Raw genomic sequence first — 14264 nt, 5'->3', positions numbered from 1 at the left:
TCCTCCTTAAATTTTCAAAATAGTTTTTATACCTATTTTAAATACAGTATACATTAATATTTTTTTTATTTCAAGTGTTTTGACTGAAAAAATAGCCTTTTTTGTTAAAAATTAATAAATTTTTACACCCAATTCTTTTTTTTGTTTTTCAAATTCTTTTTGAACTTTTTCTTGAATAAGTTTGTTGGAAATTGCTTGTTTTATATTTTCTTTGTTGGCTTGTGTCATCTTATTCAAATCTGTAATTTTGCTGTTAAGTTTTATGATATGATATCCAAATTCTGTCTTAACTGGTTTTGAAACTTCACCCGGCTTCATATTTTTTAACGCATTGGAAAATTCTCTAACCATTGTAGATGCCAAGAAATCACCTAATTTACCAGCGTTTTGCTTTGCTGTTGGGTCTTCTGATTTCGCTTTTGCAACTTCATTGAATTTCTTGCCGTCTTTTACTTCTTCGTAAGTTTTTTTAGCTAATTCTGATTTTGCTTTAAGCTTGGAAGCATCCAAGCTTTTGCCCTTAGCATCTTTTCCTGAAAAAAGGATGTGGTCTGCGTTGTATTGAGTGTAGTAATCCAAGTTTTTGTTGAACTCATCATTTATTTCCTTGTCAGTAGGTTTGAATTCTTTTTCAAATTGTTGAGAAAGTTTTTTGTTCTTCAATTGCTTTTCGATTTGTTCCTTCAAAGCTTGTTCAGTCATATTTTCTTTTTTGAGTTGTTGCTTGAACTTGTCTTCCCCACCTAATTGTTTTTTTAATTTGCCAAGTTCATTATTGACTTCATTGTCAGTAGCTTCGATATTTTTGTCTTTCATCAATTTGTTCGCAATTTTTTCATTTACGAGCATATCTATTATTTTAGGTTTTATTTGCAACAAAGCTTGTTTTCCTTGCTCAGTATTTGGGTCAAATATTTTTTGTCCGTAATATTGTTCATAGTCTTTCATAATTTTGTCAACATCTTTTTGGTAAATGTACTCGTTGCCCACCTTCGCAACTGCACCATCAGGTTTGTTTTTGCAACCTGTCATAACAACCATAACAACCATCAATAAAACTGCTAATAATCTCTTCATTATTCCTCCAATTTTCCCTCGTTATACTTTAAAAGTAGTGTCAATACTTCTATAGCATTTCGTAAATTTTTGTCTTCAAATCCCAAAATCACATTCGGCTTTTCGGACAAATCAAATCTCATTTGTTTTTTGTAATTTTCTGTTAGATATTTCAATTTTTCTAGTGAAATATCTTTGGAAGAGGAAAATTGCAAGAAAAGCTCTCCCTTTATCTCCTTGATACTTTCGATGGATAACTTCGCGCAGAAAGATTTTATTATCGACACATCCATAATGTTGACGATTGGCTTAGGCACATCTCCAAATCTGTCGATTAATTCGTCGATTATTTCAGAATAATCTTCTTCATCTTGTATAGATGCAATCTTTTTGTAGATATCAATCTTGGTTTCATTTTCAGAAATATAATCTTCAGGAATGTATCCGTTGACTTTTATCTCGATTGTGACAGTGTTTTTGTCTTCTGAAATATTCTCTCCTTTTGCCTGACGAACAGCTTGTTCCAAAAGTTTTACGTACAAATCATATCCAATCTTTGCGATATGACCATGTTGACTTTCTCCCAGTAGATTTCCTGCACCACGAAGTTCCAAATCTCTCATCGCTATTTTAAATCCCGAGCCAAATTCCGTAAAATCTTTAATCGCCATCAATCTTTTTTCAGAAATTTCGGTCAAACTTTTCTGCCCTTCGTAAGTGAAGTATGCAAACGAAGTTCTGTCGGACCTTCCAATCCTTCCTTTTAATTGATACAATTGCGACAAACCCATCTTATCTGCATTATAAATAATCATTGTGTTTACATTTTGTATATCGAGCCCAGTTTCAATAATTGTCGTGCATAACAATAAATCATACACTCCATCTTGAAAGTCCAGCATGACATTTTCGAGTTCTTTTTCGTTCATTCTTCCATGAGCTATCGCTATGTTCAATTCCGGAACTAGCTCGTGAATTTTGAACTCCATCTGTTCTATGTCTTCTATTTTGTTGTAGACAAAATAGATTTGTCCACCACGATCTTGTTCTCTAATTATCGCATCGCGAATCATACTCGGATTGTACTCTGTAACATACGTCGAAATCGGCGTTCTGTCTTCTGGTGGTTCTTCCAACAAACTCATATCTCTGATTCCCGTCAATCCCATTTGCAAAGTTCTAGGAATTGGCGTTGCAGACAATGTAAGAACATCTACGTTTTCTCTCAAGGATTTTAGTTTTTCTTTGTGTCTAACTCCAAATCGCTGTTCTTCGTCGATAACCAATAACCCTAAATCTTTGAATTTTAAATCTTTCGACAAAATCCTATGAGTTCCCACCAACAAATCTACAAGTCCTCTTTGAACGTCCTTCATAATTTGTTTTTGTCTTGTAGGTGTTACAAATCTGCTCAACATTTCCACCCTGATTGGATAGTCTCTGAATCTTTCTTTTATAGTATTAAAGTGTTGTTGTGCGAGAATCGTCGTTGGAACCAGAAAAGCAACTTGTTTTCCGTCCATTATCGCTTTAAAACAAGCTCTGATTGCAACCTCTGTTTTTCCATACCCCACGTCTCCGCACAAAAGTCTGTCCATCGGCCTATCTGATTCCATATCATTTTTAATTTCTTCGATAGATCTAATCTGCGAATCCGTTTCCTCGTAAGGGAATGAATCTTCAAATTCTTTTTGCCATTGAGTGTCTTTTGAAAATCGATAGCCTTTTAATTTCGCTCGTTTTGAGTACAATTGAACCAAATCATCTGCCATCTCATCGACAGATTTCTTTGCTTTTTGTTTTGCCTTTGCCCAATCATTTCCGCTCAATTTATTCAACGAAGGTTTCTTGATGTTTCCTCCACCGATGTATTTTTGCACCAAATTCATCTGGTCAGTTGGAATCATCAATCTGTCATTAGCCTTGTACTGAATGACGATGTAATCTTTTTGTATTCCATTTACATCTATTTTTTCGATTCCCTTGTACTGACCAATACCGTGATTTTCGTGAACGACATAATCGTCAATGTTCAAATCAGAGTAGTTGACAATATCTTGTCCGGTACTTTTTTTCTTTTTTCTCTTGCGAATTTGCTTTTCTCGTCCAAAAATCTCCTTGTAAGTAATCACCAAGTATTTTGTATCCCGTATTTCAAAACCATTCGCTAGATTTTTGCTTGTAATCAAAACCTGAGACGACTTTATGTTCGCGTTGTAATTTTCAGATTCGATTGTAGGCACTCCGTTAGTGAGGAACAAATCTTTGAGCATATTTTTTCTTTCAGAATTTGCCGCAAAAACAATTTGCTTAAATCCTCGCAAGCTGTTCGATTTAATAGTTTCAATCAAGCTGTTGATGTTCTTATTAAAATTAGGAGCTTCCAAAGATTTAAACTGATACACTGAATCAGATTCTATGAGTCGAGTTCTCTTGACGAGACTTGTGATATTTGCAGAGGTTTTTGTCTTCATCAATTTCAAAATATCCGAAATAGAGATTAGCGATTGCTCATGCTTAGATAAAACTTCGCCTTTTTCAACCAAATAGACGAAATCTTCCAAGAATCTCTTTTCTTTTTCCTTGTAAATATCGTAACATCTCGATAAATCTTCTATAAGAAAGACGCTGTCATCATTAAAATAATCGAACGCAGTGTCATAATCTTTTTTGTTCAAAAAACAACTCACCAAATCAATCTCGTATTCCAGGTCATTTCTGATGTACTCGATTAATTTTTCAAATTTGTCTTTTACATTGTCTATATTTTCACCAAAAATCGGATGAGAAATCCTGCTATCCAAGTTTTTCTGAATAGACTTTATTATTGATTCCTTCTTTGACTCTTCAATTATCAGCTCACTACAGCTTATTATATCGACGGATTTACAATCTTCAATCGACCTCTGTGTTGACACTTCGAAAAACCTCATAGAGTCAATCTCATCGTCAAACAATTCTATTCTCACTGGAAATCTGCTATGAACAGGAAAAATATCTACAATTCCACCTCTAATGGCAAATTGACCTTTGGATTCAATGGTATCGACTCTCTCATATTTCAAAACTTTCAATTTTTCTTGAAGTTCATCCAAATTAATCAAGTCAGTGTCTTTTATTGTGAAAGTGTACTTCGTGGCAAGAGATTTCTTCGTGATTTTCTTGGTCAAGGCGTCGAAGGTTGTCACGATAATAAAATCGTCGCCCCTCAACAATTTAAAAAGGACATTTACCCTTTGATTTTCCGCTTTATCATCGAGCGATTTTGCGTTGTATAAATTCAATTGTCTGCTTGGGAAAATCTCGCAAATATTTTCTTCGATATCATTTAAGTATTCAGTAAGACTTCTCGCTCTGATGCTATCTTCCACTATTACGACAATTGGCTTTTTGGTGTTTTTCTTTGTGGCATATACAAAACTTGCGAATGCCTCCTTGATTACTCCGTGAACATAAACGGAAGAATTAGAATTGTTCAAACAATCAAGATAGCCTTTAAATTCCCTGTTGTCTTCATAAATTTTGGTTAAAAAATTCATAGTACACTTTTCCCGTTGTAGTTGTTCATCGCAAAGTCAACATTGTTTTCAATTATTTTTATTGCAGCTTCGCTCGACATTTCTATTTCTTTTTCTAATACTTCAAACTCTTTTTTCGAAAACTGCGACAACACAAAATCTTTCAAATCATAATTTTCGTTTTGTCCGACAGAAACTTTAATTCTGCAGAAATCTTGAGATTGAATCAAATATATTATGGATTTTAAGCCATTGTGTGTTCCAGCGGAGCCCTTCTTTTTTATCCTTATAGTTCCAAAAGGAATGTCGATATCGTCACAGATAACTATAAGATTGTCTGCTGTCAGGTTGTAATAATTGAAACAATCCAGTATAGCTTTTCCGGAATCGTTCATATATGTTGATGGCTTCATCAAAATCACCTTTTCACTTCCGATAAATCCCTCGCCAATCAAAGATTTGAATTTTAATTTGTTTACTTTTATATTCAATTTTTTCGCTAAATCATCTATAACCAAAAATCCAGCATTGTGTCTAGTGTATTCGTACTTGCTTCCTGGATTTCCAAGTCCTGCGATTAAATACATACAATCATTCCTATCTTTTCTTTTTATAAACCCAGTCTTTCTTGTTTTCTTGGCGACTTCTTCCGATAGACAAGCATCCCTCGTCGACATCATCAGTAATAGTCGTTCCACAAGCGATGAAGCTGTCTTTTTTCAAAGTAACAGGTGCGATTATGTTCGAATTTGAACCTACAAAGACATTATTTTCAACGACAGATCTGTGTTTGTTCTTGCCGTCGTAGTTGACAAATATCACGCCACAGCCGATATTTATATTCTCTCCCAAATCACTGTCACCGACATAGGCCAAGTGACCTGCTTTTGTTTTATTGCCAACTGTTGAATTTTTTACTTCAACAAAGTTTCCAATGTGCACATTTTCTTTTAACACACTGTTTGGTCTCAAATGAGCAAATGGCCCAATGTCTGTGTTCTCACCAACAACAGAATTTTCGATATAAGAAGATTTTATAATCACATTGTCCGAAATTTTGGAATCCACGATTTCGCAATCGCCTTTAATCAAACAATCACATCCGATTTCTGTGTTCCCATAAATTCTACAAGGTCCAATAATCACAGTATCTCTTCCTATCTTCACAGATGGCTCGATGATTACACTATCAGAATTTGAAATCACAACACCATCTTCCATGTATTTTTGATTTACTCTTTGTTTTAGGATTTCTTCGCAGAAATACAACTGAGCTTTTGTGTTGATTCCGTAAGTTTCGTTTACATCATTGTGTTTAAAAGTCTTCACAGTTTTTCCTGCGTTTCTTATTATCTCGAAAATATCCGTCAAATACATCTCGCCTTTTGAGTTGTCCGTGCCAATTTTTCCGATTGACATTTTCAGCATATCGCCATTGACAATCATCATACCGCTGTTAAATTCCTTAATCAAAAGCTCCTCAGCGTTACAATCTTTTTGCTCAACTATTTTGAGAAGATTTCCGCTCTCGTCCTTTACAATTCTTCCATATCCAAATGGGTCGTCGATTTCACTTGTGAGAACAGTCGCTACGGATTTTTCTTGTTCGTGAAAGTCGAAGAATTTTTTTAATGTTTCCTGCTTTATCAGCGGAGTATCTCCTGTTAAAATAATAACTTTATCGCCGTCATTTATTTCATCCAAACACAATTTAACGGCATATCCCGTTCCGTAGGGGTATTTTTCACCTATATTTTGTTTAACCAAACGAATTTTTTCATCAAGGTTTTCTTTTAAAATATCGTAATTATTTCCGCCGACTACTATTTTTTCATCTACAAAATCACAAGCATCCAACACATATTCGATCATTGGTTTGTTCAACAATCTGTGCAACACTTTTGAATTGTGAGATTTCATTCTAGTGCCTTCTCCCGCAGAAAGTATTATAGCTTTTTTCATTTTTCATCTCCTAAAAAATTGTCACTATTATTATACTATATATCCTGAATTTTAAAAGCTTTTGAAGTTAAAATATGTCAACAATGTCAAAAATCATTTTAAATTTGATATAATAATAAATGGTGATTATATGAAAAAATTTATATTAATGATTTTGACGTTATCAATATTGACTGGCTGTTCACAAAATAACGCAAACAAAAATAATACAGCCGAAAACAAACAACCACAGCAAAAAGTTGAAGAAAGCAAAGACGATGAAGGTTTGTTTGCAAAAAGTTACGAAAAGCACGACGCTACCCTCTACGACAAATTCGACACGGTAATCAGATATAGTTTGTACACAAAAACAGAAAAAGAATTTAATCAGTATTCAAAATTTATCAACGATGAATTTGACAGACTTCACAAACTATACAGCACCTACGATAATTTCGAAGGAATCGACAACGCAAAGACAATAAATGACAATGCCGGTGTCAAAGCAGTGAAGGTGGACAAGGATTTGTTTGAATTAATCAAAAAATCCAAGGAAGATTACACAAAATTCCACAAAAAAACAAATATTGCATTCGGTTCTGTGACTGACTTGTGGAAAAGCTACCGCGACAATGCGTTGGAGAAAAAAATAATAAAAATTCCTACAATAAAAGAATTAAAGGAAAAAAATCTCCACACAAGTATTGACAACATTGTTCTTGACGAAAAGAATAGCACCGTTTTCTTAAAAGATAAAGGAACGAGGCTTGATTTGGGAGCAACAGCAAAGGGATTTGCCACTGAAAAAGTTGCTCAGGAGTTGGAAAAACGTGGTCTAAAATCGGGGATTATTTCTGCAGGTGGAAATGTGCGTACGATTGGAAAGCCTGTGATAGAAGGCAAAGAAACTTGGAATGTCGCCATTCAAAATCCAAACCTTAACGAGGAGGCTGACAAGCAATACGTTGCCATTTTAAAAATACCTGGAACAACTTCTATGGTAACAAGTGGAGATTATCAGAGATTCTACACTTACAACAACAAAAAATATCATCACATCATAGACCCAGTTACATTGTTCCCAGCGACTCACTTCAAATCAGTGACGATAATTACAAAAGATTCTGGATTGGCGGACTTTTTGTCTACAACTCTATTTGTAATGGATTACGAAGAAGGAAGAAAATTGGTGGACTCACTAGATGATGTGAACGCATTCTGGGTTTTTGAAAACAACGAGATAAAATACACTGATGGTTTGAAAAATAGTATCGAACTAAATTAATAGAATTAATAAAATAGTATGATATTTTATTGAATATGTGGTAAAATAATATTGCTAAGAAATCAAACATAAGGAGGAATTTTTATGCATCCAATGATAAAAAGATTTGTGGATTCAGACTTTTTAGATGAACAACAAGCTGAATTTATCGAAAAAGCAATTGAAAACCGTGAAAATATAATTATTTCAGGTCATAGGTCAACAGGAATTAGACAATTATTGGCTATTATGATGGGAATTGCAAAAAAACAATTCAAATCAGTACAAGTTAAAGGATTAGAAAGCATTGACGAAGATACAGAATACTATTTAATTCCTGGAATTGACACAGAAGAATTTGAGGATATAATTCAAAAAGCATTCAACAAACCAAATTCTTCGCTAATAACTATAAAAGAGCCAGAACACCCATATTCTATTATGAAAATAATGAAAAAAGGCGGCAAAGAATCCGGCGATTACTCAAAAGTAGTAAACTTTTTGGAAGCTCGTAAAATTGACGGCGTACCATTTATGATTAGTACAACAAAAATGACTTATAACGAAAAACACGGAATCGACAAGGAAAAAGTCGAAAGATTCAAAGCTTTCTAAGTAATTGATAAAATAAATTAAGAGATAACTCACTTAGAGTTATCTCTTTTTTTGTTTTGACAAATTATTTCAAATTTGAATTTAATTATAAGCTAAAATTTACTGCTGCTTACAATATGGCAAGAAACTTTATGTCCTGGACTTACTTCTACAAGTTCAGGGCGTTTTTGTGAACAGATTTCTTTCCTATAAGAACAGCGAGCTTGGAATGGGCATCCATCTGGAAGGTCTATCGGACTTGGTATTTCTTTATTGCTGTATGTCAATATTTTTTTGTCGTTGACTTCTGGTTTTAAAACTGAATTTAAAAGCTCTTTTGTATATGGATGAATTGGATTTTCATAAATATCTTCTACATTACCAACTTCTACAAGATTTCCAAGGTATAAAACTCCAATTCTGTGAGAAATATGCTGTACCATTGCCAAGTCATGGGCAATAAATAGATATGTCAGACCAAGTTCATTTTGTAAATCTTCAAGGAGATTTACTATTTGTGCCTGTATCGAAACATCCAGCGCTGAAATTGGCTCATCGCACAATATAAACTCAGGCTCTGTCGAGATTGCCCTTGCTATTCCGATTCTCTGTCTCTGTCCACCGCTAAACTGTCCAGGCTTTTTGTCGATAATCTCTTTCGATAATCCAACCTTCTCTAATAGCTTTTCAACTTTCTTTTTTGTTTCAGAATCGCTTAATTTGAGACGGGTTTTTATTGGCTCTGCAATTATTTCATAAACTGTTAGCGTCGGGTTTAGTGAAGAGTATGGGTCTTGAAAAATTGCTTGAATTTCATTGTGCATAATCGTCTTCGTGCTTTTATCTTTAATGTCGTTGCCCTTGAAGAAAACTTCGCCTTCTGTAATATCATGAATTCTCGTAATGCACTTTCCTAAGGTTGATTTCCCCGAACCAGATTCTCCAACCAATCCGAATGTTTCCCCTTTATATATTTCAAGGTCGATTCCATCCAGAGCTTTTAAATATTTCTGTTGTTCAAATACTTTTTGTTTTTTTACAGGAAAGTACTTTTTTAAATTTTTAATTTCAAAAATCTTTTCCATAACTACACCTCAACCACGTGACAATAAACCCTATGTGTCGGAGATATTTCCTTTTTAGGTAAATCCTCACTCTTACATATTTCTTGTCTTAAACTACATCTGTCATAAAATGGACACCCTTTTGGATTTTCAGTAAAAACGGGTGGATTTCCTGGTATTGGAACAAGTCTTTCTTTTTTACCGATAATTGGCATCGATGCCAAAAGCCCCTTTGTATAAGGATGAAGTCCGTTTGTGAACAACTCCTTAGTTGTAGCTTCTTCCATTATTTTGCCACCATATAGCACTATAACTCTGTCGCACGTGTTGGCTACAACTCCAAGGTCGTGTGTTATGAGCAGAGTTGACTGACTAGAATTTTGATTTATATTGTTCAAAAGGGATAGCACCTGCGCCTGAATTGTCACATCCAATGCTGTGGTAGGTTCATCTGCGATGATAAGATTTGGATTAAGACAAAGGCTCATTGCAATCATAACTCTTTGTTTCATTCCACCGGAAAATTCATGCGGATATGATTTTATTCTATCTTTTGCATCGGGAATCCCAACGAGGTCTAAATACTTTATTGAAATGTCTTTTATTTCCTTCGAGCTCAAATTTTTACTGTGTCTTTTTATAAGTCTGTGCATTTGCCTTTCGATTGTGAAAAGAGGATTTAACGAAGTCATCGGGTCTTGAAAAACCATCGAAATTTCAGAACCTCTAATACGTCTTAATGTCTTTTCGTCAGAGTTTAGAATATTTATTCCGTCGTAAATAATTTCTCCACTGCAAATAGATTTATCCTTCAACAAATTTAAAATGGACTTCGCTGTCACTGATTTTCCAGAACCAGATTCCCCTACAATTCCTAGAGCTTCGTTTTTGTATATATCAAAACTTACATTATTGACTGCGTAAGTAGTATTTTCTTTTCCTAGAAATTTTACATTTAAGTTCTTTATTTCAACTAATTTCATTGTATCTCCTGTCTATAATAATCTCCAATTACATTAAAACATAGCACTGTTAAAAGTATTAGCAATCCTGGAAAAATTGCCAAATACGGAGATGTTCCTAAATATTGTTGAGCATCTTTAAGCATTGAACCCCAAGATGAGTTTGGCTGTCTTACTCCAAGTCCTAGGAAAGATAACGTTGATTCTGTAAGAATAGCCGATGCCACGTTAATCGTTGCCGCTACGGTAAGTGTTGGGACTACATTTCTTAGAATGTGCACCGTCATAATCTTTTTGTGGCTAACTCCTATTAACTTTGAATAAGTTACATAATCTCTTTCTTTAACAGTTAGTGTCTCTGCACGAACAAGTCTTGCAACTCCCATCCAACTGAATAAACCGATTATGATGATGATGTTTTGTATGCCCGGTTTTAATGCTGCGTTCAATATCAATATTAGAAAGAATGAAGGTATGCTCATCAGAATGTCAACGATTCTCATCATTATCATATCGACTTTCCCGCCAAAGTATCCGGAAGTTATCCCTACCAATGAGCCTATCACGGTGGAAATCACCACAGATAGTACTCCGACAGTCAACGATGCTCTTGCACCGTGTAACGCTCTTGCAAAGTAATCCCTACCTAAATCATCAGTTCCAAATAAATTTTCGCTATTTGGAGGGACTAGTGCATTGCTTATATTGGTATCTATTCCATTTTTAGGATACAGATTTGCAAGTATAGCAGCTAAAATAAAAATTAATAGAACTATTACTGAAAACTTGACTCTCAATGGACTCTGTCTAAAGTTTTTTAAAAGATTTTTCATTAATTCATCTCCTTTATTCTCGGGTCTACAATTTGGTAGAGAATATCTGAAATTAAGTTTCCAAGTATTAAAAGTACAGATGCAAACATTGTGGTTGCCATAATTAATGGATAGTCTGCTGTGAAGATTGCATTCATTCCGAGTTGTCCAAGGCCAGGCCATCCGAAGATACTTTCAGTTATAAACGCTCCCGAAACAAATCTCGGTAGACTCATTCCAACTAGTGTTATAAGAGGAAGTAGAGAATTTTTTAAAATACTCTTGAAAAAAAGTTCTCCTTTCGAACTGCCTTGGGCAAGTTCTGTCATAACATAATCTTCTTTTAATTGGTCGGTCACTCTCGCTCTTACATATCTACTTATCACAGCTGTATCACCAATGCTTAGAGTAATAACAGGTAATATCGAGTGCTTTATAAGGTCTGCTGTCGTGTCGACTCCGAGTGTCCTCATTCCAATTGAAGGTAGAATCCCAAGCTTTAGCGAAAAAAGATGAACAAGCATCATTGCAAACCAGAACGAAGGTATGGATATACCTATGTAGGAAAATAATGTAAAAAATTTATCCACTAAACCTCCCTGTTTCATCCCTGATATAATGCCTATGATTGTCCCCATCATTATTGAAATTAAAAATGCACTACCCATAAGTCCAAGAGTTGCTGGTAGTCTTTCAGTAACTTGCTCAAGGACAGGTCTGTGATTTGAAAATGAGTATCCGAAGTCACCTTTTAAAATATCTCCAGCCCATCTACTGTATTGGACAAAGTAACTATCGTTTAGTCCCATATTTTCTCTAATTCTTTCTATATCTTCAACTTTGGACTCAGGTGTTATCATAGATCTAACTGGGTCAGATGGAGCTATTCGTACAAGCAAAAAAGAAACTATGGAAATAGTTATTATCATAGGTATGGTTTGTAATAGTCTTCTTAGTATAAGTCTTGTCATATTATCTCCTAAATAAATGAACAATCCCGTAATGGGACTGTTCATTGTGTTTATAATTAATTTGATTCGATTTTGTTAAAGTAGTCAAACATATGAATCGGTGCAGGGTTGGCTTCTTTCAAGTTTTTAAACTCTTTACGAACTGCAAGTATCGATTTAACATTTGCAACAGGATATTCTACTGCGTCTTTTGCGAGAATTTGTTGGATTTCTTTGTATAATTCTCCACGTTTAGCTTCATTTGTTTCTGCCTTGGCTTTTTCAAATAATTCTTGAATCTTTGGATTTTTGTAGTTACTGAAGTTTTCAGAAGAATTAATCGTGAACAACGATGAGTATGAGTCAGGATTGTCACCCATAACATATCCGTTAATAGCCATATCAAAATCGTGATTTGAATGATTCAATAGTTTTTCGATGAATGTTGCTCTTTCCATTGGAAGAAGTTCTACGTTGATTCCAACCGCTTTTAGCATTTCTTGAATCAATAGACCTTCTTTTTCTTGAGCAGGGCTACCTGAAGTGTACATTAACTTAAGTTCTAATTTTTCCTTGTTAGCTTCTTTCAATAATTTTTTTGCCTTTTCAATATTGTATTCATATTTTTCGACATCATCACTAAAGAATCCAGTGTTTGTTGCGAAAGCTGAATATGCAGGATTTGCATAGTCTTCGCTCAAATAAGTTCCTTGAATAAGTTTTGTTTTGTCAATTGCATATGATATAGCTTGACGAACTTTTGTGTCTTTTAGATTTTTAGAATCAACTCTAAAGAATAGATTATCAACCATTCCTTCAGGGAAAGTAACTATTTCAAATTTATCATTATTTTTAAACTTAGCTACATCTTTAGGTTTGATATACGATACTGAAATTTCTCCGTTTTCTAGTGCAACCATTGATGCGTTGGCGTCAGGTATAACTTTATAAGCTATGCCGTCAAGTTTTGCAACATCTCCATAATAGCCGTCAAATCTTTCAACTTGGTATAATTCACCAGTTTTATGTTCCTTGAACTTGAATGGACCACTGCCTATTGGATTATCGTTCTTTTTACTCTTGGCAATTTCAGCTTCGCCTTCAAATATATGTTTTGGTATAGGAACAATTCCTGCTATTCCATCGACAAATGTCATATCAACTTTAGGTAATTTGTATTCAATTGTCTTGTCGTCAATTTTTTTGTATTTAACAACACCAGAATCTGACTTAAGAACATTTTGTCCTTTAGCATTTTGTTTGTCATCTAAAATAATGCCATAAGTAAAGATGACATCGTCAGCTGTTATCGCTTTGCCGTCATGCCATTTAATATTATTTTTTAACTTAAGTGTATAAGTTAAGTGGTCATCAGATGCAGTCATCGATTCTGCCAAACCATCATAAACAATCTTACCGGATTTAATATGGTATAGGCTATCATATAGCACATTCGATATAGTTAACGAAACTCTGTCGTTCGCAAATAGAGGATTAACAGAAGTTGGGTCTGAACCAATTCCTAAAACCATCATTCCTCCTTTCTTGCCAGAACCTTTTTCAGTTCCTTCAACAGTCGACGCATTTTTAGCATCGTTTGATTTTTTATTTGCCGGTTTTGTGCATGCAGTTAAAATTAAAGTTAACGCAATTATAAAAGCAAATATCTTTCTTATTTTCATTTTTTTACCCCCTTGGAAAATTTTCAGTAACATTTTAACACAGATACCTAAATTTTTGCAATACTTGAATTTATAAATTTCTATGTACTGTATAATTATTATTATTTTGCCATAAATAATTTTTGAATTTAAAAAAGTAAAAAATAGAAAATGTGATTTACTTTATAAAAACAGCCATAATATCTTGGATAAAATCTAAAAATGTTTTCTGAAGTTTATGAAATACTTTGCCTCTTGTAAAATTATGGAGGTATATATAGGATTTTTGCGAAGATACCAACTTTTAATTTCAAAAATCGACACAGAAAAATCGAAAAATCCAATACTTTTTATATAAATTACCACTAAAAAAGATAACTCACTATGTGACCTGAACCCGTAAACACGGAATAATTTAATAATATTTTATGCGGAATGTAAT

At 34.1% G+C, this 14264-nt stretch carries 11 protein-coding genes; 2 read left to right on the top strand and 9 right to left on the bottom strand.

Annotated elements, in window-relative coordinates; all coding sequences use genetic code 11:
* Positions 1-111: 111 nt before the first annotated feature.
* From Q0X02_RS07245 to glmU, 4 genes are read right to left on the bottom strand one after another with little or no spacing between them, the layout of a single operon-like run.
* Positions 112-1077, bottom strand: coding sequence for a peptidylprolyl isomerase (locus tag Q0X02_RS07245; protein WP_297813716.1), 966 nt, complete (start codon positions 1075-1077; stop codon positions 112-114).
* Complete coding sequence (gene mfd / locus Q0X02_RS07240) at positions 1077-4595, bottom strand: transcription-repair coupling factor (RefSeq protein WP_297813713.1); 3519 nt, start codon at positions 4593-4595, stop codon at positions 1077-1079. Before mfd ends, Q0X02_RS07245 begins: the two co-directional genes overlap by 1 nt.
* Positions 4592-5161 (bottom strand): aminoacyl-tRNA hydrolase, encoded by a 570-nt coding sequence (gene pth, locus Q0X02_RS07235; protein ID WP_297813710.1) that lies wholly within the window; start codon positions 5159-5161, stop codon positions 4592-4594. The genes mfd and pth overlap by 4 nt, the downstream gene beginning before the upstream one ends.
* A gap of 10 nt (positions 5162-5171) precedes the next feature.
* Complete coding sequence (glmU, locus tag Q0X02_RS07230) at positions 5172-6536, bottom strand: bifunctional UDP-N-acetylglucosamine diphosphorylase/glucosamine-1-phosphate N-acetyltransferase GlmU (RefSeq protein ID WP_297813706.1); 1365 nt, start codon at positions 6534-6536, stop codon at positions 5172-5174.
* Positions 6537-6666: 130 nt separating this feature from the next.
* Here glmU and Q0X02_RS07225 point away from each other — a divergent pair, with 130 nt between their 5' ends.
* Both Q0X02_RS07225 and Q0X02_RS07220 read left to right on the top strand, forming a co-directional pair.
* The gene (locus tag Q0X02_RS07225) at positions 6667-7800 is read left to right on the top strand and encodes an FAD:protein FMN transferase (protein ID WP_297813703.1); all 1134 of its coding nucleotides are present in this window, start codon (positions 6667-6669) and stop codon (positions 7798-7800) included.
* 84 nt (positions 7801-7884) lie between these two features.
* Entirely contained in the window at positions 7885-8394 is a 510-nt protein-coding gene (locus Q0X02_RS07220) for a hypothetical protein (protein ID WP_297813700.1), read from the top strand.
* Between the two features lie 92 nt (positions 8395-8486).
* Here the strand turns inward: Q0X02_RS07220 and Q0X02_RS07215 are convergent, their stop codons facing one another.
* The 5 genes from Q0X02_RS07215 to Q0X02_RS07195 are packed head-to-tail and all read right to left on the bottom strand — an operon-like array spanning position 8487 to position 13843.
* Positions 8487-9458: an ABC transporter ATP-binding protein gene (locus tag Q0X02_RS07215; RefSeq protein WP_297813697.1), complete on the bottom strand. Its 972-nt coding sequence runs from the start codon at positions 9456-9458 to the stop codon at positions 8487-8489.
* Between the two features lie 2 nt (positions 9459-9460).
* On the bottom strand, positions 9461-10420 hold the full coding sequence (locus Q0X02_RS07210; protein ID WP_297813694.1) for an ABC transporter ATP-binding protein: 960 nt from the start codon (positions 10418-10420) through the stop codon (positions 9461-9463).
* A complete protein-coding gene (locus tag Q0X02_RS07205; protein ID WP_297813692.1) occupies positions 10417-11232 on the bottom strand; it encodes an ABC transporter permease in 816 nt (271 codons plus the stop codon). Before Q0X02_RS07205 ends, Q0X02_RS07210 begins: the two co-directional genes overlap by 4 nt.
* Positions 11232-12182: an ABC transporter permease gene (locus Q0X02_RS07200; RefSeq protein WP_297813689.1), complete on the bottom strand. Its 951-nt coding sequence runs from the start codon at positions 12180-12182 to the stop codon at positions 11232-11234. Before Q0X02_RS07200 ends, Q0X02_RS07205 begins: the two co-directional genes overlap by 1 nt.
* A 56-nt stretch (positions 12183-12238) precedes the next feature.
* On the bottom strand, positions 12239-13843 hold the full coding sequence (locus Q0X02_RS07195) for an ABC transporter substrate-binding protein (protein WP_297813686.1): 1605 nt from the start codon (positions 13841-13843) through the stop codon (positions 12239-12241).
* Between the last annotated feature and the right edge of the window lie 421 nt (positions 13844-14264).

The organism is uncultured Finegoldia sp. (assembly GCF_947252345.1).
Taxonomy (GTDB): domain Bacteria; phylum Bacillota; class Clostridia; order Tissierellales; family Peptoniphilaceae; genus Finegoldia.
This window is presented reverse-complemented; position numbering and strand designations above follow the sequence as displayed.

Bases quoted from the DNA above. Each gene is read 5' to 3' on its own strand.
- Q0X02_RS07245 (WP_297813716.1), bottom strand. From the start codon at position 1,077: ATGAAGAGATTATTAGCAGTTTTATTGATGGTTGTTATGGTTGTTATG.
- mfd (WP_297813713.1), bottom strand. From the start codon at position 4,595: ATGAATTTTTTAACCAAAATTTATGAAGACAACAGGGAATTTAAAGGC.
- pth (WP_297813710.1), bottom strand. From the start codon at position 5,161: ATGTATTTAATCGCAGGACTTGGAAATCCAGGAAGCAAGTACGAATAC.
- glmU (WP_297813706.1), bottom strand. From the start codon at position 6,536: ATGAAAAAAGCTATAATACTTTCTGCGGGAGAAGGCACTAGAATGAAA.
- Q0X02_RS07225 (WP_297813703.1), top strand. From the start codon at position 6,667: ATGAAAAAATTTATATTAATGATTTTGACGTTATCAATATTGACTGGC.
- Q0X02_RS07220 (WP_297813700.1), top strand. From the start codon at position 7,885: ATGCATCCAATGATAAAAAGATTTGTGGATTCAGACTTTTTAGATGAA.
- Q0X02_RS07215 (WP_297813697.1), bottom strand. From the start codon at position 9,458: ATGGAAAAGATTTTTGAAATTAAAAATTTAAAAAAGTACTTTCCTGTA.
- Q0X02_RS07210 (WP_297813694.1), bottom strand. From the start codon at position 10,420: ATGAAATTAGTTGAAATAAAGAACTTAAATGTAAAATTTCTAGGAAAA.
- Q0X02_RS07205 (WP_297813692.1), bottom strand. From the start codon at position 11,232: ATGAAAAATCTTTTAAAAAACTTTAGACAGAGTCCATTGAGAGTCAAG.
- Q0X02_RS07200 (WP_297813689.1), bottom strand. From the start codon at position 12,182: ATGACAAGACTTATACTAAGAAGACTATTACAAACCATACCTATGATA.
- Q0X02_RS07195 (WP_297813686.1), bottom strand. From the start codon at position 13,843: ATGAAAATAAGAAAGATATTTGCTTTTATAATTGCGTTAACTTTAATT.